Origin of the sequence: Agrobacterium sp. D14, assembly GCF_001526505.1 — a bacterium.
GTDB classification, from domain to species: domain Bacteria; phylum Pseudomonadota; class Alphaproteobacteria; order Rhizobiales; family Rhizobiaceae; genus Agrobacterium; species Agrobacterium leguminum.
Map to the genome: position 1 here is coordinate 1 of NZ_ASXX01000032.1, position 21,484 is coordinate 21,484.

Genomic DNA, 21,484 nt, shown 5'->3' on the forward strand with positions numbered 1-21,484 from the left:
CGCAGGTTCAAATCCTGCCCCCGCAACCAATATCAACAAAACCCCGTTGCAATCGCGACGGGGTTTTTTGTGTTTCTGGACTTATGAAATCGGGACCGCCATCAGGGAGAAACTAGGCTGCTGATCATAAAGCCAATCCCAGAATTTACTTCCATGAACAAAGCCATCTTCGGCATTGCCATGAACCGCAAAACCGTGATGATGCACAATCATTCCACTTCGGACAAAAAACCGCCGTGACCGCTGATCCCTTGCATATCCTCAAGACCGTCTATGGCTACGATGCGTTTCGCGGAAGGCAGGCCGACATCATTCGACATGTAGTGGCGGGAAACAACGCCTTCGTTTTGATGCCGACGGGCGGTGGAAAGTCGCTTTGTTACCAGATCCCAGCGCTTGCGCGTGACGGCATGGGGTTGATCGTCTCGCCGCTCATCGCACTGATGGTCGATCAGGTCGCTGCCCTGCGTCAGGCCGGCGTGCGGGCCGAAGCTCTCAATTCCGATCTTTCTCCGGAAGAGCGGCGCGCGCTTTGGCGGGATATGCGGGCCGGCAAGGTCGATATTCTTTATGCCGCGCCGGAAACCCTGCTTAAGCCGGATGTCCTCGATGCATTGCAATCCATCGACCTGTCGCTGATCGCGGTCGACGAGGCTCATTGCCTGTCTCAATGGGGGCATGATTTCCGGCCGCCCTATCGCCAGTTAGACACGCTGATCGAGCGTTTTCCCGATACGCCGCGCATGGCGCTGACGGCGACGGCCGACGAGCCTACGCGCGCCGAAATTCTCGGTCACCTAGGGATTGAAGAGCACGATGCCTTTATTGCCGGGTTCGACCGTCCTAATATCCGCTATGCGATCATGGAAAAGGATAATCCCCGCGCGCAGCTGAAGCGCTTTTTGAAGGATCGCGACGGTGAGAGCGGTATCGTCTATTGCCTTTCCAAACGCAAAGTGGACGAAACGGCGGCATGGCTGCGGGAGGAGGGCCGCGATGCGCTACCCTATCACGCTGGCATGGACAAGGCTGCCCGCGAGGAGAACCAGACCCGTTTCCAGCACGGCGAGGCGGTCATCATTGTCGCGACCGTCGCCTTCGGCATGGGCATAGACAAGCCGGATGTGCGCTTCGTGGTTCATATCGACCTGCCCGGCAGCATCGAGGCTTACTATCAGGAAACGGGCCGAGCCGGTCGCGATGGTCTGCCGTCGGACGTGCTCATGCTCTATGGCTATGAAGATATTGCCCTGCGCAATCGTTTCATCGAAGAATCTGATGCCGCGGACCAACGCAAATATATGGAGCGCCAGAAGCTCGATGCGCTGCTCGGCCTCGCAGAAACGGCCGGTTGCCGCCGGCAGGTTCTGCTCTCCTATTTCGGCGACCGGTGTGAGCCCTGCGGCAATTGCGATACCTGCGCCGAGCCGCCGGACCTGTTTGACGGGGCCATCGCTGCGCAGAAACTTCTGTCCTGTATTTATCGCACGGGTGAACGTTTCGGCCAGGCCTATGTCATCCGCGTATTGCTGGGTGTCGAGGACGAGCGGATTTCCCGCTTCGGCCATGACCGCATCACCACTTACGGGATAGGCAAGGAGCATGACAACCGCACATGGCGCGCCATCCTGCGTCAGCTGGTTGCGTTACGCATGATTGAAGTGGATCTGTCCGGACATGGCGGCCTGTCCATCTCCGAGGATGGACGGCGGTTCCTGCGCGAAAAACCGGCATTGATGCTGAGGATACCATCCGCTCCCCGTTCCGGACGGCAGCAGACGCCCCGCAACACGGTATCGACGGCCTTGCCGGAATCCGATCGCAGTCTTTTTGAGGCGCTGCGCGCGAAGCGCATGGAAATTGCCCGGGCACAGAACGTTCCGCCCTATGTGATTTTCCACGACAAGACCCTCATCGAACTTGCGACGGCAAAACCGGCCTCGGCGAAGGAAATGGCTGAGATTCCCGGCGTCGGAGATACCAAGCTCGAGCGATACGGACCTGCCTTTCTGGCGGCGATCATGCAGCACGCTGCTGGCGAATGACCGGCAGATATCCAAATTAACAGCCGGGTAATAAAACCGGCGGAGCGTTGCGAAAGCTCAGCCGGTCGTGTCCTTGAACAGAACGTTCTGATCGATGAGATAGCGTGAAAACAGGGGCAGGCTCGCGCCGCCGATTGCCCGCGCCTGGCTACCGACCGCGCCTTCGATGATGTCAGGCACCGTGACACCCTGCAGATCGTGGTGTTTAAGGGCAAGGCGGGTGGCGGCGACGATTCTGGTTCTGACCCAGTCGGGAAAACCGCCATCGATGATGACGCTCGAAAAATCGATGATGGAGGCGGCGGCAATGACGGCCTGCGCCAGCGCCGCGGCGGTTTTCCTGATCCAGCTTTCCAGCGGCTCGCCGAAATCGATCCACTCGTCCGGAGAAAACCACAGGGGGCGCGGATCGATACCCTTTTCGCGCAGCATGTTTTCCAGAACGAAGATCGACGCGATTTTCAGAAGCTGGACGGTATTGCCGTCCTGCCCCTGCACCGGCAGGGGGCCGATGGCGCCGGCCGTTCCCGTCTTTCCGGAAAATAGCGCCGAATTCAAAACGACACCGCCGCCTATGAAGGAGCCGATGAAGACGTAAAGAAAATCCGGATAGTGCTGGCCTGCGCCAAAAACCAGTTCGGCGCCGCAGGCGCTGGTCGCGTCGTTCTGCAGAAAAACCGGATAGCTGACGTTTTCGGCAATTTCCGACCGGATATCGACGCCCCGCCATCTCTCCATTTCAATCTGTGGAGCGCCCACTTCCTGCGCCCAGTTCCACAATTCAAATGGAGCGGCGATGCCGACGCCGGCAATTTTTTCCCGCTCGGCAGGGGAAAGTTTCGATTCGAGTTCCGTTATGCCGTCGATTACGAAGGGTAGTATCCATTCCGGAAGAGGGTAGGGATAGGTTCTGCGCAGCTTGAGCCTGATCCGGCCGACAAAATCCATCAGCACGAGATCGACGCTACGTCGGCCGATCTTAACACCGAAAGAAAAGACGGCGTCGGGATTAAGCCGCATCGGCGTCGATGGCTGGCCGACTTTGCCACGCAGTCTTTCACCGCGAATGAGAAGCCCGTCCTTTTCAAGCGAGCGCATGATGACCGAGACGGTCTGTGCTGAAAGGCCGCAAAGTCTTGATATCTCAGCTTTTGACAGTCCGCCGTGACGGCGAACGAGAGAGAGCACAAGCCGCTCATTATAAGCGCGCACTCCGATCTGGTTGGCGCCGCCGCTTATATCCATGGTGGTGGGCGGCGCCGGCGGCGCCGTCTCGACAGATTGTCTCATAGTGTCATCCTCCCGCCCGCCCTATCCGCCGCGACCGATACAGCAGGCTTTATGGCAATCTTGCTATCGCAACGTTAAACGACGCGGCGATATTCCTCCCTGCCGCATATTAGAATGCCATACGGAATTAATAATTCAATCGGATTTATTTATTGACAGGCGTTTCCTTTGGTGGTTCCATCTGAGCCAACGGTCGTCGATCTCGGAGGAGACGGGATCGTCGGGTAACCGTCACGGTGCTCAAATATCCATTGGGAGGATCTCATGAAGACCACTGTTTCCGCTCTTCTGGGCGCTCTTGCGCTTGGCGTTTCTTTCGCTTCCGTTGCGTCTGCGGCCGATACCTCGGTTTGCCTCATCACCAAAACCGATACCAATCCCTTTTTCGTCAAGATGAAAGAAGGCGCGACCGCCAAGGCTAAAGAACTTGGCGTGACGCTGAAATCCTATGCCGGCAAGATCGACGGCGATTCCGAAAGCCAGGTAGCCGCCATCGAGACCTGCATTGCCGATGGCGCCAAGGGTATCCTGATCACCGCATCGGACACCAAGGGCATCGTTCCCGCGGTGCAGAAGGCGCGTGACGCCGGTCTTCTGGTCATCGCCCTCGATACACCGCTCGAACCCGTCGATGCCGCTGATTCCACCTTCGCCACCGACAATCTTCTGGCTGGTGAGCTGATCGGCAAATGGGCTGCCGGCAGCCTCGGCGACAAGGCCAAGGATGCGAAAATCGCTTTCCTCAACCTCACCCCCTCCCAGCCGACGGTAGATGTGCTGCGCAACCAGGGCTTCATGAAGGGCTTTGGCATTGACGTGAAGGACATCAACAAGATCGGCGATGAAAACGATCCGCGCATCGTTGGCCATGATGTCACCAATGGCAACGAAGAAGGCGGCCGCGCGGCGATGGAAAATCTGCTGCAGAAGGACCCGACCATCAATGTCGTCCACACCATCAACGAACCTGCGGCAGCCGGCGCTTATGAGGCGCTGAAGGCGGTCGGCCGTGAAAAGGATGTTCTGATCGTTTCCGTCGATGGCGGTTGCCCGGGCGTCAAGAACGTGGCGGAAGGCGTGATCGGCGCGACCTCGCAGCAATATCCGCTGCTGATGGCGGCTCTCGGCGTGGAAGCCGTCAAGAAGTTTGCCGACACGGGTGAAAAGCCGAAGCCGACCGAAGGCAAGAACTTCGTAGATACCGGCGTGACGCTGGTAACCGACAAGCCGGTCAAGGGCCTCGACTCGATTGATACGAAGGAAGGTCTCAACAAGTGCTGGGGTTGATGCCTCGCCGTTGAAACCCGCGGGGGCATTCGTGCCCCCGCCCTTGGACCAGAATGAATATCAGGCACGATCCGGGGGATCGGACAAAGGAACAAACGAGCGCGTCACGCGTCCTGCGGGGATGATATAGGCCGCTTCACAACACTTTGAAATCTACGCATCATTCTATTTTGAGATAGACCCCGGTGTCAGGGCTGGTGCGATAGAGCGATCGGGAGGAAAATCCATGAGCGATCAGCCGGTGCGGGCTCAGCCGCATAATGAATTTGAAAAAGTGCTTTCGGGAAGTTCGACGCAGGTCGCCGCTTTCGATACGCACGACAAGAGTGTGTTGGAAAAACTGCAGCACTTTCTCCACTCCAGCCCGGCGGCCGTTCCACTTATCGTTCTGGTGCTGTCGCTGATTGTTTTCGGCCTGCTTCTCGGCGGCAAGTTTTTCTCGGCCTTCACGCTGACCCTTATTTTGCAGCAGGTCGCCATCGTCGGTATTGTCGGCGCGGCGCAGTCGCTGGTCATCCTGACGGCGGGCATCGATCTGTCGGTTGGCGCGATCATGGTCCTGTCCTCCGTCATCATGGGACAGTTCACCTTCCGTTACGGCTTGCCGGCGGAACTCTCCATTCTCTGTGGCCTTGCCGTCGGCGCATTTTGCGGCTTCATCAACGGTATTCTGGTCTCGCGCATGCGCCTGCCGCCCTTCATCGTCACGCTCGGCATGTGGCAGATCGTACTGGCGACCAACTTCCTCTATTCCGCAAACGAGACGATCCGCGCCCAGGATATCGCCCAGCAGGCGCCGATCCTGCAATTCTTCGGCGCCAATATCCGTGTCGGCAGTGCGGTCTTCACCTATGGCGTCATTGCCATGGTCCTGCTCGTCGCCCTGCTCTGGTATGTGCTGAACCGCACCGCCTGGGGCCGCCACCTCTATGCTGTCGGTGACGATCCGGATGCCGCAGAACTTGCCGGTGTCAACGTCAAGCGCATGCTGACCACCGTTTACACGCTGTCCGGCCTTATCTGCGCCTTCGCTGGCTGGGCCCTCATCGGCCGCATCGGCTCGGTTTCGCCGACCGCCGGTCAATTCGCCAATATCGAATCCATTACCGCAGTGGTTATCGGCGGCCTGTCGCTGTTCGGCGGGCGTGGCTCTATCATGGGCATGATCTTCGGCGCCCTGATCGTCGGCGTCTTTTCGCTCGGCCTCAGGCTTATCGGAACAGACCCGCAATGGACCTATCTGTTGATCGGCGTCCTCATCATCATGGCTGTCGCAATCGACCAGTGGATCAGAAAGGTAGCAGGCTGATGGCAAAAGAACCCATTCTCACAGCACGCAATCTCGTCAAGCGCTATGGCCGTGTGACCGCCCTCGATCATGCCGATTTCGATCTCTATCCGGGCGAAATCCTGGCGGTGATCGGTGATAACGGCGCCGGCAAATCCTCTCTCATCAAGGCGATTTCCGGTGCGGTGACACCCGATGAAGGGGAAATCCGGCTGGAAGGCCAGCCCGTCCAGTTCCGCTCGCCGATAGAGGCGCGCAAGGCCGGCATCGAGACGGTCTATCAGAACCTCGCGCTGTCGCCGGCGCTTTCCATAGCCGACAATATGTTTCTCGGCCGGGAAATCCGTAAACCCGGCATTCAGGGCAGCCTGTTCCGGGCGCTGGACCGCCCGGCCATGGAAAAATTCGCCCGGGAGAAACTGTCGGAACTCGGCCTGATGACGATTCAGAACATCAATCAGGCGGTGGAAACCCTCTCCGGCGGCCAGCGTCAGGGTGTGGCGGTGGCGCGTGCGGCAGCCTTCGGCTCCAAAGTCGTTATCCTCGACGAGCCGACGGCGGCGCTTGGCGTCAAGGAAAGCCGGCGTGTTCTGGAGCTTATTCTGGATGTGCGTTCGCGCGGCCTGCCGATCGTTCTCATCTCGCATAACATGCCGCATGTCTTCGAGGTCGCGGATCGCATTCATATCCATCGGCTTGGCAAGCGTCTGTGCGTCATCAATCCGAAGGACTATTCCATGTCCGACGCCGTCGCCTTCATGACGGGTGCCAAGGAAGCGCCGAAGGAAACGCTTGCCGCATGACGCTGAAGCTTGAAACGATCGCCGAGGATGTCCTTCGGCGGGCAGAAGGTAAATCCCGTTTTATCGTCGCTATTGCCGGCCCCCCTGGGGCCGGCAAATCCACGCTGGCGGATGCCCTTTGTAATGCTTTGTTGGCACGAGGCGAAACGGCCGCCGTCCTGCCCATGGATGGCTTCCATATGGACAATGGCATCCTTGAAGAACGGGGGCTGCTGCCGCGAAAAGGCGCACCGGAAACTTTCGACGTGCGCGGTTTCCTCGATATCGTCTCCGCCGTCCGCAAGGGTGGGCAGGAGGTGCTTGTTCCGGTTTTCGACCGCTCCCGTGAAATCGCCATAGCGTCCGCCCGGACGATTGCGCCGGAAACACGCTTTATCCTCGCTGAAGGCAATTATCTGCTGCTGGACGAGGCGCCGTGGACAACTCTTTCCAAAAGCTTCGACCTCACCATTTTTGTAGGGCCGTCCGTCGCGGTGCTTGAGGAGAGGCTGCGGAAGAGGTGGCAGGGCTATGGTCTCGACGAGGCTGAGATCCACGCCAAACTTTTCGAAAACGATCTTCCGAACGGAAAAAGGGTGATCGAAAACGCTCGTCCCGCGGATATTCACGTCGATATCTGGGAATAGATTAACGCTTTTCTCTGTTTGAGCGGCGGCACGCATGTGCCGTTAAGCCTTTGTTGACCATGTGTTGAATCTTTTTGATCCACAGGGTGGGGCTTTTGTGTGTCTATTTATTGACGCGAAAATTTCCTCATATACTATATGTGGTGTTCGAGGTTCTTCCGATTCGCAAGGGTCGGGAGCTAAGACGGGAATTCGGTGCGTAACGCCATCATGGTGGAGCAAGGCCGAAACTGCCCCCGCAACTGTAAGCGGTGAGCATCGTTCCGATTTGGGTCACTGGAGCTGAAAGCTCCGGGAAGGCCGGAATAGATGTTGTGACCCGCAAGTCAGGAGACCTGCCTTGAGCGCAAACGTCCACGGGCGGGGTGTCCGGAGGAAGGTGTATGACGCAAATGATTTGCGTGCGCCCTTTTCTGCCCCCTCCAGAACAAGCTTCGGGGTGAAGTCATGCCAGTGCATTTGTTTGAGTTGCTGCGCTCGTCGGCGTAGAGAGTGATTTTACGCGGCTAAAAGCCGCGCACGCCCACCCTAATGACAGATCCATCGCCGCCCGATTGCGATTGCAATCGGCAATGTTGAGCCGTGTCCGAAACCGGCTTCGAGAGAGGAAATCATGACCGTCACCGTTTACAGCAAGCCCGCCTGCGTCCAATGCACCGCCACCTATCGTGCGCTCGACCGCATCGGTGTCCCCTATGAGATCATCGATATTTCCGAAGATACGGATGCGCTCGATCACGTCCGCGGTCTCGGTTACATGCAGGTTCCCGTGGTGGTTGCCGGTGAGCGCCATTGGGCGGGTTTCCGGCCGGATATGATCGGCTCGATCAGCTGAGGCGGCGGGGCGATGGGCCTGATCGTCTATTATTCCAGCCGCTCTGAAAACACCCATCGTTTCCTTCTGAAACTGGGACGGCGTCTGTTTCGCCTGCCGCTTGGCGTTGAGGAAGATGTTCCCCATGTGTCTGAGCCCTATGTGCTGGTCACCCCCACCTATGGGGGCGGCGGCACCAAAGGGGCCGTGCCGAAACCGGTCATCCGGTTTTTGAACGAGCCCTCCAACCGAAATCTCATTCGCGGCGTCATCGCGGCGGGAAACACGAATTTTGGCGCAGCTTTCGCATCCGCCGGAGATATCGTCTCGCGCAAATGTGCGGTGCCGTTTCTCTATCGCTTCGAGCTTCTCGGCACGGAGGAAGATGTCGCCAACGTCAAACATGGATTGGAACGATTTTGGACACGCTGACCTCGAGCGCCATGCGCAAGGACGCCAAACAGCCGGCAGCCGCATCCCAGAAACCGCTCGATGCGGCTCTGGACTACCACGCGCTGAACGCGATGCTGAACCTTTACGACGAGAACGGAAAGATCCAGCTAGACAAGGATCGCCTGGCCGCCCGGCAATATTTCCTCCAGCACGTCAACCAGAATACCGTCTTTTTTCATAACCTCAGGGAAAAGCTCGATTATCTGGTGACGGAGGGATATTACGAACAGGAAGTGCTGGACCAGTATTCCTTCAATTTCGTCCGCGACCTCTATGACGAGGCCTATGCCCGGAAGTTCCGCTTCCCGACCTTTCTCGGCGCTTTCAAATATTACACCTCCTACACGCTGAAGACCTTCGACGGAAAACGTTATCTGGAGCGTTACGAGGATCGCGTCTGCATGGTGGCGCTGGCCCTTGCGCGTGGCGATGAGCAGCTTGCCCGCGATCTGGTCGATGAAATCATTTCAGGCCGCTTCCAGCCGGCAACGCCGACATTCCTCAACGCCGGCAAAAAGAGCCGTGGTGAACTGGTTTCGTGTTTTCTGCTGCGTGTGGAAGACAATATGGAAAGCATCGGCCGCTCCATCAATTCGGCGTTGCAGCTTTCCAAGCGCGGTGGCGGCGTGGCGCTGTCCCTGACCAATATTCGCGAATTCGGAGCGCCGATCAAACAGATCGAAAACCAGTCGTCCGGCGTTATTCCCGTCATGAAGCTGCTGGAGGACAGTTTTTCCTATGCCAACCAGCTTGGCGCGCGCCAGGGTGCCGGCGCGGTCTATCTGCATGCCCACCACCCGGATATCATGCGCTTCCTCGATACCAAGCGCGAAAACGCCGACGAGAAAATCCGCATCAAGACCCTGTCGCTCGGCGTGGTGATCCCTGACATTACCTTCGAGCTCGCCAGGAACAATGAGGATATGTACCTGTTCTCGCCCTATGATGTGGAGCGTGTCTATGGCGTGCCGTTGACCGAAATTTCGGTCACCGAAAAATACCAGGAAATGGTTGCCGATAGCCGCATCCGCAAGAAGAAGATCAAGGCGCGCGAATTCTTTCAGGTCATCGCCGAAATCCAGTTCGAGAGCGGTTACCCCTATATCATGTTCGAAGATACGGTGAACCGCGCCAATCCGGTTGCCGGTCGTATCAGCATGAGCAATCTCTGCTCGGAAATCCTGCAGGTCAGCGAAGCGAGCGAGTTCAACGCCGATCTGTCCTATAGCCATATGGGCAAGGATATTTCCTGCAATCTCGGCTCACTTAACATTGCTTCGGCGATGGATTCGGCCGATTTCGGCAAGACCATCGAGACCTCCATCCGGGCGCTGACGGCGGTATCGGACATGAGCCACATCTCCTCCGTTCCTTCGGTGGAAAAGGGCAATGATGCCAGCCACGCCATCGGGCTGGGCCAGATGAATCTGCACGGTTATCTGGCGCGCGAACGCATCTTTTACGGTTCCGAAGAAGGCGTCGATTTCACCAATATCTATTTCTACACCGTGACCTATCACGCCATCCACGCCAGCAACCGGCTGGCCGTGGAACGGGGCCAGAGCTTCAAGGGCTTTGAGAACTCCAAATACGCTTCCGGCGACTATTTCGACAAATATACCGACCGGGAATGGCTGCCTGCGACAGAAAAGGTGAAGGCGCTGTTTGAGAAAGCCGGTATCGCCATTCCGACGCAGGAGGACTGGAAGGCTTTGAAGCAGGACGTCATGGCGTCAGGTCTCTACAATCAGAACCTTCAGGCTGTGCCGCCCACCGGCTCGATCTCCTATATCAATCACTCCACCTCCTCCATTCATCCGATCGTCTCGAAGATCGAAATCCGCAAAGAGGGCAAGATCGGCCGCGTTTATTACCCGGCTTCCTATCTCTCCAATGATAATCTTGAATATTATCAGGATGCCTACGAGATCGGCCCGGAAAAGATCATCGACACCTATGCGGCGGCTACCCAGCATGTCGATCAGGGCCTGTCGCTGACGCTGTTCTTCCGCGATACGGCGACGACGCGTGATATCAACCGCGCGCAGATCTACGCGTGGAAGAAGGGCATCAAGACCATCTACTACATCCGTTTGCGCCAGATGGCGCTGGAAGGCACGCAGGTTCAGGGCTGCGTTTCCTGCACGCTCTGAATTGAGGGACAAGACAATGAACATTGCCGTAAAACCCGCGTCCCGCATCCGCGCGGTCAACTGGAACCGCATCGAGGACGACAAGGACCTCGAAGTCTGGAACCGCCTGACCTCGAATTTCTGGCTGCCGGAAAAGGTGCCGCTCTCCAACGATATCCCCTCGTGGGGAACGCTGAAGCCGGAAGAACAGAAACTGACGATCCGTGTCTTCACCGGCCTGACATTGCTCGACACCATCCAGAACGGTGTCGGCGCCGTGCGCCTGATGGCGGATTCGGCAACGCCGCATGAGGAGGCGGTGCTTTCCAACATTTCCTTCATGGAGGCCGTGCACGCCCGCTCCTATTCGTCGATCTTCTCGACGCTGTGCCTCACCCCTGACGTTGACGACGCCTATCGCTGGTCGGAAGAAAACGAGTTTCTGCAGCGTAAATCCGCGCTCATCATGCGGGAATATGACAGCGGCGATCCGCTGAAGAAAAAAATCGCCAGCGTGTTTCTGGAAAGTTTCCTGTTCTATTCCGGCTTTTACCTGCCGATGTTCTGGTCAAGCCGCGCCAAGCTCACCAACACGGCGGATTTGATCCGCCTCATCATTCGCGATGAGGCCGTGCATGGTTATTATATCGGCTACAAGTTCCAGCGGGCGCTGGAGCGTCTCGGCGAAACGCAGAGACAGGAGATCAAGGATTTCGCCTTCGATCTCCTGCTCGAACTTTACGACAACGAAGCGAAATATACCGAAGACCTCTATGACGGCGTGGGCCTGACGGAGGACGTCAAGCAGTTCCTGCATTACAACGCCAACAAGGCCCTGATGAATCTGGGTTATGAGGCGCTGTTTCCGGCCGAGGCCTGCCGGGTCAACCCCGCGATCCTCTCGGCGCTCTCGCCCAATGCCGACGAGAACCACGACTTCTTTTCCGGTTCCGGCTCGTCCTATGTCATCGGCAAGGCGGTTGCGACTGAAGACGAAGACTGGGATTTCTGAAACCGGTTTGTCGGCAGGACCCGCAAAAGCTATTGCGGGTTCACCACCTGGCTCGCAAGGCGGAAGGGGCTGGCGACGGTGGCGCCGATCGCATCGAAAACAAAGGCTCCGGCACTGTTGATGTCACCCCCGCGCCTGCTTGCCTCAAGTTGCGGCACCATGGAGGCAAGCGCCGCATAGCGGTCGTGGTTGAGCGGGTCTGATGCCTTCAGATTGGAGATGTCGACGAATTGCACACCCTCCTTGAGGGCGGCTTCCTGCACTTGGCGGTCGGTGACATCCAGCGCGCCGATACGGGTGACGTCGGCACCGAGGATGGAAGAGGCTTTGAGCGCGCGGTCGTCCTTGGAGACGAAAACAGTGAGCGGTGGGTTGAGCCGCCCGACAACCTCGATCTGCTTGCGGAACACATCGGCGTCGATATCGGGCGCAGCCAGCACCACCTGCAGCTTGGCGATGACATCGTTCCTGCCCTGGAAGCGCAATTGCCGCAGCGCCTCCATGACCAGCCAGCCGCCCATGCTGTGCCCGAACACGACGACGCTCTTCTTCGAGGTCTGCCGGGTGAGATCGATCAACATTGCGGCGAGCGCATCGCGTGAAAAGGTCGCGGACTCCTTGTCGGCCACATAGCCGGCGACAGAGGCCTGCGACGGCCAGGAAAAGACCAGTGGCACGCCGTTCATATTGGCATCCGCCGCCATCTGCGCCGCGCGGAACAGGGCTTCCTGATAGCTGTAATTATAGCCGTGTACAAAAAGTGCGATCTGCTTGCCGGAGCGGGCTATGTCGCCAAGATCGGCATTGAAGCGCGTCTTCGTCAGCATATCGGCCCTGGTGACGACGAAATCCTTGTTCGGGTCCGGCTTGCCACTGGCCCATTCGATTTTCCCGCTTTTATGGGTGGGCGGAATGGAAATATCGAAACTGGCGTAGTTTGGCTCCATTGCCCGCGCCGTGCCGAAGCCCTTTTTTGCGTCCGTGTTTTTCTCCCGCGTGCTCGCCACGAAGGCGGTGACGATTTTCGTGTCGCGGGTCCTGGTGTTGACGGCCTCCAGCACATCCGCCCCCGGTCGGCCTGCGCAGGAGGAGAGAAGACCGAGAGTGAGAAAGAGAGACAAGATCAGGCGCATGAATGGGCTACCGGTGATGAGGACCGGCTCATAAATAACCGGCGACTAAAAAAGTTGCTACTGAAGAATGAATTGCACACTAGCGGCTGTCTTCGGTGCGGGCGGACGTTCCCCACCTTGCTATCCGTCCATCTTCGTTTTAGGCCGTACACATGACGAACAAGGTGTCGCTTTTACGGCTGAAACTCACGGACTTCCGCAATTATGCGGCGGCTGCGCTCACGCTCGATGACCGCCATGTTGTGCTGACGGGCGACAACGGTTCCGGCAAAACCAATCTTCTGGAGGCCGTCTCCTTTCTCTCACCCGGAAGGGGCCTTCGCCGCGCCACCCTGTCTGACGTGACGCGGGTAGGGGCCGAAGCCACCGGTTTCTCGATCTTCGCCGATGTCGAGGGCATGGATGGCGAAGTCGCCATCGGTACGGGAATTGAAGGCGATGGCGAGGTGGTGTCGCGTCGTCTGAGACTGAACGGGACGCCGGTGAAATCCGTCGATGAACTGACCGACCATCTGCGGGTATTGTGGCTGACGCCCGCGATGGACGGTCTCTTTACCGGCTCGTCCTCGGACCGCCGGCGTTTCCTCGACCGGCTGGTGTTGTCGCTCGATCCTGCCCATGGAAGGCGGGCAAGCGATTTCGAAAAGGCCATGCGTGGCCGCAACCGCCTGCTTTCCGAAGGCCGCTTCGATCCGGTCTGGCTGGACGGTATCGAAAAACAGATGGCCGAACTCGGCATCTCAATGGCGGTCGCGCGTTATGAGATGCTCGGCCTCTTGAAGAGCCTCATCGAGGGGCGGGCGGGCAATGCCGCTTTTCCCTCGGCGGCGCTTTCTCTCTCCGGTTTCATGGACGATGGGCTCAATCGTCCCGCCGTCGATCTGGAGGATGAATACAGGCTTATGTTGCGCGATGGCCGGTATCGTGACGCCGCTGCCGGCCGCACACTGGATGGGCCGCACCGCGTCGATCTCTTCGTGCGCCATGCGGAAAAGGACATGGAGGCCGAACGCTGTTCAACCGGGGAACAGAAGGCGCTGCTGGTGGGGCTGGTGCTTGCGCATGCGCAGCTGACTGCCAATATGACTGGCCATGCGCCGGTTCTGCTGCTGGACGAAATCGCCGCCCATCTGGATGAGGGGAGGCGGGCGGCTCTGTTCGATCTCATTCATGCGCTTGGCGGCCAGAGTTTTATGACCGGAACGGATACGGCGATGTTCTCCGCCCTTGGCGACAGGGCGCAATTCTTCAATGTATCCCATGGGAGCATCACTGCATGACGGCTAAAAGATGGAGGGCGACATGGACCCGCTGAGCCCGGAAGAAATCGAACGCTACAAGCGCCATATCCTGTTGCCGGAAATCGGCGGCGTGGGCCAGCAGCGGCTGAAGGCGGCGCGTGTGCTGGTCATCGGGGCCGGCGGTCTCGGCGCTCCTGTCCTGCATTATCTTGCCGCCGCCGGTGTCGGCACGCTCGGCATGATCGATGACGATGTGGTTTCCCTGTCCAATCTGCAGCGACAGGTGATCCACGATACCGGTACGATTGGGGAGCTGAAGACGGAGAGCGCGCGCAAGGCCATCGCCCGGCTCAATCCGCATGTCCGCACGCTTGTTTATGAAGAGCGCTTTTCGCAGGTCTGGGCGCATGACCACTTGCCATCCTTCGATCTCCTGATCGACGGCTCGGACAATTTCGATACGCGTTATACCGCCGCCGATGCGGCGGAGTCTGCGAAAAGACCGTTGGTAACGGGAGCTGTCGGCCGTTTTGATGGTTCGGTGACGGTGCTGAAACCCTATGAGACGAATGCCGAGGGTGCTCTGCTGCCCGGCTATCGCGATCTTTTTCCGGAACCGCCGCCGCAGGGCCTCATTCCCAATTGCGCTGAAACAGGCATTGTCGGCGCGCTGACCGGGGTTATAGGCACGCTTATGGCCATGGAGGCGATCAAGGTTATCACCGGTGCAGGCGAGCCGCTGATCGGCCGCCTGCTCCTCTATGACGCCCTCTCGGCCCGTTTCGAAACCGTGCGATACAAGCGGCGGTCAGCGGGAAAAAAACCATGATGGAAATCGTCAGGATCGGGGAGGAGTTCGATCGCTGGCAGGAATTGCTGGCGCTCATCATGTCCTCCTTCGCTTATATGGATGGCGTCATCGATCCGCCGTCGTCGGCTCATCGCCTGACGCTGGAAAACCTTGCCGAGAAGGCGAGGGTTGAGATCGCTTTCGTTGCACTGAACGACGATGAACTGCTGGGCTGCCTGTTTTGCAGGCCGGAGCCGACCTGTCTTTATATCGGCAAATTATGCGTTTCGCCGAAAACACAGGGAAAGGGCATCGGCCGGATGCTTGTGCAGCAATCCGAAGCGCTGGCCCGCGAACTGGCGCTGCCGGCGCTGCGGCTGGAAACCCGCATCGAGCTCATCGCCAATCACACCAGATTCGCCGCCTGGGGTTTCGTCAAGACCGCTGAAAACGCCCATGCCGGTTACGAGCGCGCGACCTCGATCGAGATGACCAAGTTCCTCGGCTAAAATTGCCTTCAGCCGACCCCACTGTGTCCTTCGCCATCGCAGAGCCTATTGCAAAAGGCCGGATTGAACCATCTGGGAGAGAAAAACGGAGGAGACGCGGTCAATGCCGGTCTGCGGCTGGTTTTCTGCCGACCCGACCCGCCACACAGCTTTGTCAGGCCCGCTGAAGAGCTGGATTTCCGTGCTGACCTTGTGGGTGAGAGGAGCCGCCTTCGTGGCTTCCACCATCTGCTTCATCAGTCTTGTGGACGGCATGCGCGTTCTATCGCCTGTCTCATTCGCATTTGCGCTGGCCTTCAGTCGCTGGAAAGCTGGCGCGACATCCGGCAGAGAGCAGTTCATCTTGATTCGCGCCACAACAACACCCGTGGGCGTTTGTGCACCGAGACGCGCAGGCTCCGCCTTACAACGCACCCGCTCGGTACTTGCCACCCAGAGCCTTGCGAACTGCTCCGATTGTTCGTTCGTCGTCCCCTTGGGTGAATGCATGCCCCTGTTCTTGCGCTGCCACGCGACCGGGTCCGTAACCAGTTCCATATCGGTGTAGCGCGGGCCGCCGTCCGAAGCCCCCCATTCCCTGTTCAAACGAGACATGCTGGCGCGATCAAAATTCAGCCAGGCGCGATAATAGAGTTCCGCAGTCTCTTCAGGGGAAGGTGAAGCGGCCCAGGCCGGACCGCCGACCAGCATGAGCAGAACGGAGATCAGCGCCAAGAACTTCGCCCGGATACCCATTGAATTCTCCCTCCCCATGATCGAAAGATGGCGGCCCGAACCGGCTCAGTTCCGCCCCGGCAGCACCCGGTTCGGCGGACGGTGGCCGTCGAACAGCGTGCGGATGTTGATGATGACCTTGTCACCCATTTCGATACGGCCTTCGATCGTCGCAGAGCCCATATGCGGAAGCAGCACGACCTTGCCTTCCTTGGCGAGCTTGATGAGCTTGGGATTCACCGCGGGCTCATTCTCATAGACATCGAGACCGGCGCCGGCGATCTTGCCTTCGCGCAGGCACTGGATCATGGCCGCCTCATCGATGATATCGCCGCGTGCGGTATTCACGATGTAACTGGTTGGCTGCATCAGCGCCAGCCGCCGCGCCGAAATCAGGTGATAGGTTGCGGGCGTCGAGGGGCAATTGACGGAGACGATATCCACCCGCGCCAGCATCTGGTCGAGACTGTCCCAGTAGGTTGCCTCAAGCTCCGTCTCGGTGGCCGGATTGACGCGTTTGCGGTTGTGATAATGAATGGAAAGCCCGAAGGCCTTGGCGCGTCGCGCCACCGCCGTTCCGATGCGGCCCATGCCGACAATGCCGATGCGCTTGCCGGAAATGCGCCGTCCCAGCATCCATGTCGGCGACCAGCCCAGCCATTCGTCCGCGCCATTGGCGAGCACCCGTGTGCCTTCGATCATGCGGCGCGGCACGGCAAGCGCCAGCGCCATGGTAATGTCGGCGGTATCTTCGGTTAGCACGTTGGGCGTATTGGTGACGGTAATGCCCTTTCGGGCGGCCGCATCCACATCCACATGGTCGATACCGTTGGAAAAGCTCGCGATCAGCTTCAGCTGCGGTCCGGCCTGCTCGATCATCGCGGCGGTGATGCGGTCGGTGACGGTGGGTACCAGAACGTCGACCCGCTGCAAGGCGGCCACAAGCTCGTCTTCGCTTCGCTGTGTATCGTCGATATTCAGTTCGGCATCGAAGAGTTCGCGCATTCTGGTTTCGACGACGTCAGGCAATTTGCGGGTGATATAGACTGTCGGTCTCTTCTTGTGGGTCATCGTTTGCCGCTGCCTTGTTCAGAAGTCATTAACCAGAAAGAGCGATAATTTCTTTCAATCAGGGCGTTTCTACCAGACCCACCGGCGAAGACAAATAAAACTCGCTGAAGCTTGAGGCATGTGGAAGCGAGCCTCCTTAAATATCATCCGGTTTGCAGAAGGCGGGAAACGGAAATGGGCATGCGCAGTGTGGTTTCTATCGTTTGCATTGCATTGTCTTTGGGCCTCCTCGGTGCGGCAACCGACGCCATGGCGCAGGGTGCCGCCAAAGGCGCAAGCGGCTTGCCGCTGCCGCGTTTTGTCAGCCTGAAATCCAAGCGCGTCAACATGCGCATCGGGCCGAGCACGGATTATGCCGTGTCATGGATGTATCTGAAATCGGGAATGCCGGTGGAAATCATTCAGGAATATGAAAACTGGCGGCGCATCCGCGATGCCGACGGGACGGAAGGCTGGGTCAACCAGGCTCTGCTTTCCGGTGAGCGCACGGCTGTTGCGGCTCCGTGGATGCGTGGCAAGGGCAAGGAAGTTTATGTGAACATGCGCCGCGAGGCGCAGTCGGGCGCTTCCGTCGTGGCGCGGCTTGAACCGGGCGTCGTCTTCCGCATCGGCGAATGCAATGGCGACTGGTGCCGCGCCGAGGCCGGTCAGGCCTCGGGCTGGGTTTCGCAGGGCGAAATCTGGGGTGCTTACCCCGGTGAAGCCTTTAAATAAGGCCGTGCTTCTCGCCAAGCGCCTTGAGCGATGACATCGGGCGCGGCCCGACCTGCTGAATGACGGCGGCAGCCGCAAGGCAGCCGAGCTTGCCGCAATCTTCGAGCGACCGGTCCTGCGTATAACCGAACAGGAAGCCCGCAGCGAAAAGATCGCCGGCGCCCGTCGTGTCGACCACGTCGTGCACCGGATAGGCTTCGACCTTCACACGTTCCGTGCCGCGCAGGATGACGGCGCCTTCTTCACTCATCGTCACAGCTGCGATCTTGCAGTCGGCGGCGATTTTGGTCAGCGCAAGCTCGAAATCGTCGGTTTCGTAAAGCGAAAGCGCTTCCTGCTTATTGGCGAAAACAATGTCCACAGTACCGGAACGCATCAGGTCGAGGAATTCGTCGCGATAGCGGCCGACGCAGAAGCTATCGGAAAGCGTCATGGAGACTTCGCGGCCGTTTTCATGGGCAATGCGGGCGCATTCGCGAATGGCGTCCTTGGCGCGCGGCGGGTCCCAAAGGTAACCTTCGAAATAGGTGACCTTGGTCTGCGCCACGACGTCATCTTCCACGTCTTCCGGGCCGAGATCGACACAGGCGCCGAGATAGGTATTCATGGAACGCTCGCCATCTTCGGTTACGAAGATCATCGAACGCGCAGTCGGCGGGAAAGTGCCTTCCGGCTTGGTTTCGAAATAGACGCCCTGCGCGCGAATATCGTGCTGGAAGATTTCGCCGAGCTGGTCTTCGGCCACCTTGCCGAAATAGGCGGCCTTGCCGCCGAAATTGGCCACGCCTGCCGCCGTGTTGCCAGCGCTGCCGCCGGAGGCTTCGAGAGCCGGTCCCATCAGCGAGTAAAGCAACTCGGCCCGTTCCGCGTCGATGAGGTTCATCGCGCCTTTGGTAATGGCATTGTCGTTGAGAAAGCGATCGTCGCAGCGGGAAATGATGTCGACGATGGCATTGCCGACAGTCAGTACGTCGAATTTCGTCATAGGCCCTATCCGTTTCGCACGGTGTGCGTATTTTTCGAAAGGTCTTAAACATTTCTGGCGGCAAGAAAAGCCCAAACAGAAAATATGCGGTTCTCCGCGAGGAGCGAAAACGCGTCATCTGCCTGTAATGTGGTTAAGCTATTTCATTTGTCAGAGCAAAAGGTGTGTGAATGCATACCGGAATGGAAGACATGATGGTCTTCTGGCTCAACCGTTATCTCCGCCACGGATGTACTGGCGGCATATAACGGACATAAAAGGCGGGGGAGACCCCGCTTTTTCTTTTGGGCAACGCTCGGCCTTGCGGATTTTACAGGCCGAGATGAGCTTTCTGCCCGAAGCGGCTCACTGGCCTTCTCCTTCTTGGGCGCCATTTGGCGAAAACAAACAGTGGGAGCGTTTTCGCGATTCCATTCCCGTGGAAAAGGCTCTAAAGCGGAGTATCTCCCGCAAAAGCCGCGAAAGCTTTCCCTCCATGTCTGCCGTTGCCGTGAATGTCGCCCCGATTTTCATTCTCATCCTGATCGGCTGGCTCACCGTCAAGGCCGGTCTGTTCAGGGCCGATGCCGGCGATATCCTCAGCGATTTCGTGTTCAAGATCGCCGTGCCGACCTTGATCTTCCGCACACTTGCGGAAGCGAACTTTCACGGTGCTTCGCCCTTCCGGCTCTGGATCACCTATTTCGCCGGCGTGGCCGTCACCTGGACGATCGGGCATATCGTCACCCGTTATGTCTTCAAGCAGGATGTCCGCATCGCCGTCATTGCCGGCATTTCCTCGGCATTTGCGAACAATATCTTCATCGGCCTGCCGCTGGTCGGGCGCTCCGTCGGGGATGAGGGGCTGGTGGCTCTCTCCATTCTGCTGGCCATCCACCTGCCGGTGATGATGATCGCCGGCACGATCCTGATGGAAAACGCCACGCACAAGGCGGTCGGCGGGGAAAAGCGAAGCATGGCGGCGGTCTTCAAGCAGGTGGGCCGCAACCTCATCACCAATCCTTTGGTGATCGGCCTGTTCATCGGGCTTTCGACCAATGTTTCCGGCGTGGCGCTGACGCCCATCCTGAAAACCGTGGTCGATCAGATCGCCTCCATGGCGGGGCCGGCGGCGCTTATCTCGCTCGGCATGGCGCTGACGAAATACACCATTCGCGGCAATCTCGGCATTGCCGTCACCATGACGGTATTCAAGCTGCTGTTTTTCCCGGCCTGTGTCTGGGCCATGGGTCACTTTCTCGGTCTCAGCCGGGAATGGACGGCAGCGCTTGTGCTCACATCTTCCGTGCCGACGGGCGTGAATGCCTGGCTGATCGCCAACCGCTTTGGCATCGGCCACAGCGTTGCGGCCTCCACCATCAGCATTTCCACGGCGACCGGCGTTCTTTCCGTGTCGCTGTGGGCATGGCTGCTGAGCTGATTATTTTGCCGAGTTGATTATTTCTGGGCGCTCAGAATCTTGAAGCGGGCATTACGGCACACCTCAGTGCTGGTGCGGAATTCCGCCGCGAGCACCGGCTCATAGGGCATGCCGCGATTGGCGACCATCAGCAGCTTGCCGCCGCTGCGCAGCGCGCCGGCGGCTGCCTTGATGAAGGCCTGGCCGAGGGCAGGTTCTGCTGCCTGTCCCGCCGCATGGAAAGGCGGGTTCATGATGATGAGGTCGTATTTTTCCTTCGGCGGTTCGTTTGCCAGATCCTGCCAGAAGAAGCGCGCCGTCAGCCTCGGATTGTTTTCGAGAAGATTGGTCTTGGCGAATTCCAGCGCATTCCAGTCCGCCTCGAACAGATCGATACGGGCCGTGCGCGGCGATTTCTCGGCCAGCATGACGGAGAGATAACCCCAGCCCGCACCGAAATCGGCGGCATTGCCATCAAAATCTGTGGGCAGGCGCGATGCGAGCAGTTCCGAGCCGTCATCCACGCGGTCATGGGAGAACATGCCGGGCAGGGCGGTGAAGCGGCCTTCGACCGTCACCGGCTTCTGGGCGAGCTTCGACACGGCAGATGCAATATCGTCCGGCTGTTTGAACCAGAGAGCGACGCCGTGATACTTCGGCGTCGATTCCACCTCGATGCCAAGCTTTGCCAGCGTCTTGCGCAGCGTCACGATACCGTCTTCCTTCGATCCGGCCGCGACGATCAGGCCTCCGGCCTTCACGCGTGAAAGCGCTTCGGCGACGCGGTTTTCATTCTCGCCGCGATGTTTGCCGCAAAGCAGCAACGCCGCGTCGTAATCTTCACCCGAAATATCCGGTGTCACCTCCGCGCCCTGAGCCTGCAGAGCACGATAAAGCGGCCGCAGATGTTGAACCGCGACGATCTCCGCGTCAAAACCATCCAGCCGGGGACCGGCTTCCGCTCCCAGAAACAGAACGCGTTCTCCCTGTTTCGGCATGGAAAGCATGTCCGAGGCGAAGGGATGGAAAAGGGTTTTCACGGCGTCACGGCTCATGGGAGCGTCCTCGAGGTAGGATGGAGTTTGTCAGGGAAAAGTGGAAACCGGTTTTCCCGAAAAAGCAAACGATAACAAAACGAAAAAAAGGCGCGGGCAAAACCCGCGCCTCGATAGGGTCTG

The 21,484-nt window shown here is 58.6% G+C and carries 20 protein-coding genes and 1 riboswitch; of the genes, 14 read left to right on the forward strand and 6 right to left on the reverse strand.

All coding sequences use genetic code 11. The features are described 5' to 3' along the window. The first annotated feature begins 236 nt into the window (after window positions 1–236). On the forward strand, window positions 237–2,045 hold the full coding sequence (recQ, locus tag L901_RS16850; protein WP_059758887.1) for a DNA helicase RecQ: 1,809 nt from the start codon (window positions 237–239) through the stop codon (window positions 2,043–2,045). A gap of 57 nt (window positions 2,046–2,102) precedes the next feature. Here recQ and L901_RS16855 read toward each other — a convergent pair whose 3' ends face one another. Continuing rightward, the gene (locus tag L901_RS16855) at window positions 2,103–3,335 is read right to left on the reverse strand and encodes an ROK family transcriptional regulator (protein ID WP_020812694.1); all 1,233 of its coding nucleotides are present in this window, start codon (window positions 3,333–3,335) and stop codon (window positions 2,103–2,105) included. A gap of 264 nt (window positions 3,336–3,599) precedes the next feature. On the opposite strand from L901_RS16855, the gene L901_RS16860 reads away from it, so the two are divergent. The 8 genes from L901_RS16860 (at window position 3,600) to nrdF (ending at window position 11,750) form a co-directional block, all read left to right on the forward strand. Then, window positions 3,600–4,622: a sugar ABC transporter substrate-binding protein gene (locus tag L901_RS16860; RefSeq protein ID WP_003524279.1), complete on the forward strand. Its 1,023-nt coding sequence runs from the start codon at window positions 3,600–3,602 to the stop codon at window positions 4,620–4,622. Between the two features lie 226 nt (window positions 4,623–4,848). Next, window positions 4,849–5,931 carry an ABC transporter permease gene (locus L901_RS16865; RefSeq protein WP_003524280.1) on the forward strand — a complete coding sequence of 361 codons (1,083 nt, stop codon included), beginning with the start codon at window positions 4,849–4,851 and terminating at the stop codon, window positions 5,929–5,931. Beyond that, a complete protein-coding gene (locus L901_RS16870) occupies window positions 5,931–6,713 on the forward strand; it encodes an ATP-binding cassette domain-containing protein (protein ID WP_003524281.1) in 783 nt (260 codons plus the stop codon). The genes L901_RS16865 and L901_RS16870 overlap by 1 nt, the downstream gene beginning before the upstream one ends. After that, window positions 6,710–7,339: a nucleoside triphosphate hydrolase gene (locus L901_RS16875; protein WP_059758890.1), complete on the forward strand. Its 630-nt coding sequence runs from the start codon at window positions 6,710–6,712 to the stop codon at window positions 7,337–7,339. The genes L901_RS16870 and L901_RS16875 overlap by 4 nt, the downstream gene beginning before the upstream one ends. Before the next feature lie 133 nt (window positions 7,340–7,472). Then, window positions 7,473–7,697: riboswitch (cobalamin riboswitch) on the forward strand. A gap of 255 nt (window positions 7,698–7,952) precedes the next feature. Further along, a complete protein-coding gene (gene nrdH, locus L901_RS16880) occupies window positions 7,953–8,174 on the forward strand; it encodes a glutaredoxin-like protein NrdH (protein ID WP_010970634.1) in 222 nt (73 codons plus the stop codon). 12 nt (window positions 8,175–8,186) lie between these two features. Further along, window positions 8,187–8,585 carry a class Ib ribonucleoside-diphosphate reductase assembly flavoprotein NrdI gene (nrdI, locus tag L901_RS16885; protein WP_020812691.1) on the forward strand — a complete coding sequence of 133 codons (399 nt, stop codon included), beginning with the start codon at window positions 8,187–8,189 and terminating at the stop codon, window positions 8,583–8,585. Window positions 8,586–8,596: 11 nt separating this feature from the next. Then, window positions 8,597–10,759: a class 1b ribonucleoside-diphosphate reductase subunit alpha gene (nrdE, locus tag L901_RS16890; protein ID WP_245289665.1), complete on the forward strand. Its 2,163-nt coding sequence runs from the start codon at window positions 8,597–8,599 to the stop codon at window positions 10,757–10,759. A 16-nt stretch (window positions 10,760–10,775) separates the two neighbouring features. After that, window positions 10,776–11,750, forward strand: a complete 975-nt coding sequence (gene nrdF, locus L901_RS16895) for a class 1b ribonucleoside-diphosphate reductase subunit beta (protein WP_059758892.1) — start codon at window positions 10,776–10,778, stop codon at window positions 11,748–11,750. A 29-nt stretch (window positions 11,751–11,779) separates the two neighbouring features. On the opposite strand, the gene L901_RS16900 is transcribed toward nrdF, so the two are convergent. Then, the gene (locus L901_RS16900) at window positions 11,780–12,883 is read right to left on the reverse strand and encodes an alpha/beta hydrolase (RefSeq protein WP_059758896.1); all 1,104 of its coding nucleotides are present in this window, start codon (window positions 12,881–12,883) and stop codon (window positions 11,780–11,782) included. Between the two features lie 152 nt (window positions 12,884–13,035). Here L901_RS16900 and recF point away from each other — a divergent pair, with 152 nt between their 5' ends. Genes recF through L901_RS16915 form a run of 3 tightly spaced genes read left to right on the forward strand, consistent with a single transcriptional unit; the run spans window position 13,036 to window position 15,423 of the window. Next, complete coding sequence (gene recF / locus L901_RS16905) at window positions 13,036–14,163, forward strand: DNA replication/repair protein RecF (RefSeq protein WP_059758899.1); 1,128 nt, start codon at window positions 13,036–13,038, stop codon at window positions 14,161–14,163. 22 nt (window positions 14,164–14,185) lie between these two features. Further along, a complete protein-coding gene (locus tag L901_RS16910) occupies window positions 14,186–14,953 on the forward strand; it encodes a molybdopterin-synthase adenylyltransferase MoeB (protein ID WP_059759488.1) in 768 nt (255 codons plus the stop codon). Next, window positions 14,950–15,423 carry a GNAT family N-acetyltransferase gene (locus L901_RS16915; RefSeq protein WP_059758901.1) on the forward strand — a complete coding sequence of 158 codons (474 nt, stop codon included), beginning with the start codon at window positions 14,950–14,952 and terminating at the stop codon, window positions 15,421–15,423. The genes L901_RS16910 and L901_RS16915 overlap by 4 nt, the downstream gene beginning before the upstream one ends. Window positions 15,424–15,468: 45 nt before the next feature. On the opposite strand, the gene L901_RS16920 is transcribed toward L901_RS16915, so the two are convergent. Together L901_RS16920 and L901_RS16925 are read right to left on the reverse strand one after the other, a co-directional pair. Then, window positions 15,469–16,158, reverse strand: coding sequence for a hypothetical protein (locus L901_RS16920; RefSeq protein WP_059758903.1), 690 nt, complete (start codon window positions 16,156–16,158; stop codon window positions 15,469–15,471). Between the two features lie 45 nt (window positions 16,159–16,203). After that, window positions 16,204–17,208 carry a D-glycerate dehydrogenase gene (locus L901_RS16925; RefSeq protein WP_059758905.1) on the reverse strand — a complete coding sequence of 335 codons (1,005 nt, stop codon included), beginning with the start codon at window positions 17,206–17,208 and terminating at the stop codon, window positions 16,204–16,206. Window positions 17,209–17,388: 180 nt separating this feature from the next. Between L901_RS16925 and L901_RS16930 the strand changes: the two genes are divergently transcribed. Then, window positions 17,389–17,922 carry an SH3 domain-containing protein gene (locus L901_RS16930; protein ID WP_026363850.1) on the forward strand — a complete coding sequence of 178 codons (534 nt, stop codon included), beginning with the start codon at window positions 17,389–17,391 and terminating at the stop codon, window positions 17,920–17,922. Here the strand turns inward: L901_RS16930 and L901_RS16935 are convergent. Further along, window positions 17,915–18,907 (reverse strand): adenosine kinase, encoded by a 993-nt coding sequence (locus tag L901_RS16935; protein ID WP_059758908.1) that lies wholly within the window; start codon window positions 18,905–18,907, stop codon window positions 17,915–17,917. The genes L901_RS16930 and L901_RS16935 overlap by 8 nt on opposite strands. A gap of 475 nt (window positions 18,908–19,382) precedes the next feature. Between L901_RS16935 and L901_RS16940 the strand changes: the two genes are divergently transcribed. After that, window positions 19,383–20,327: an AEC family transporter gene (locus tag L901_RS16940; RefSeq protein WP_059759490.1), complete on the forward strand. Its 945-nt coding sequence runs from the start codon at window positions 19,383–19,385 to the stop codon at window positions 20,325–20,327. Window positions 20,328–20,344: 17 nt separating this feature from the next. On the opposite strand, the gene L901_RS16945 is transcribed toward L901_RS16940, so the two are convergent. After that, on the reverse strand, window positions 20,345–21,361 hold the full coding sequence (locus L901_RS16945; protein WP_059758911.1) for a class I SAM-dependent methyltransferase: 1,017 nt from the start codon (window positions 21,359–21,361) through the stop codon (window positions 20,345–20,347). Window positions 21,362–21,484: the final 123 nt, after the last annotated feature.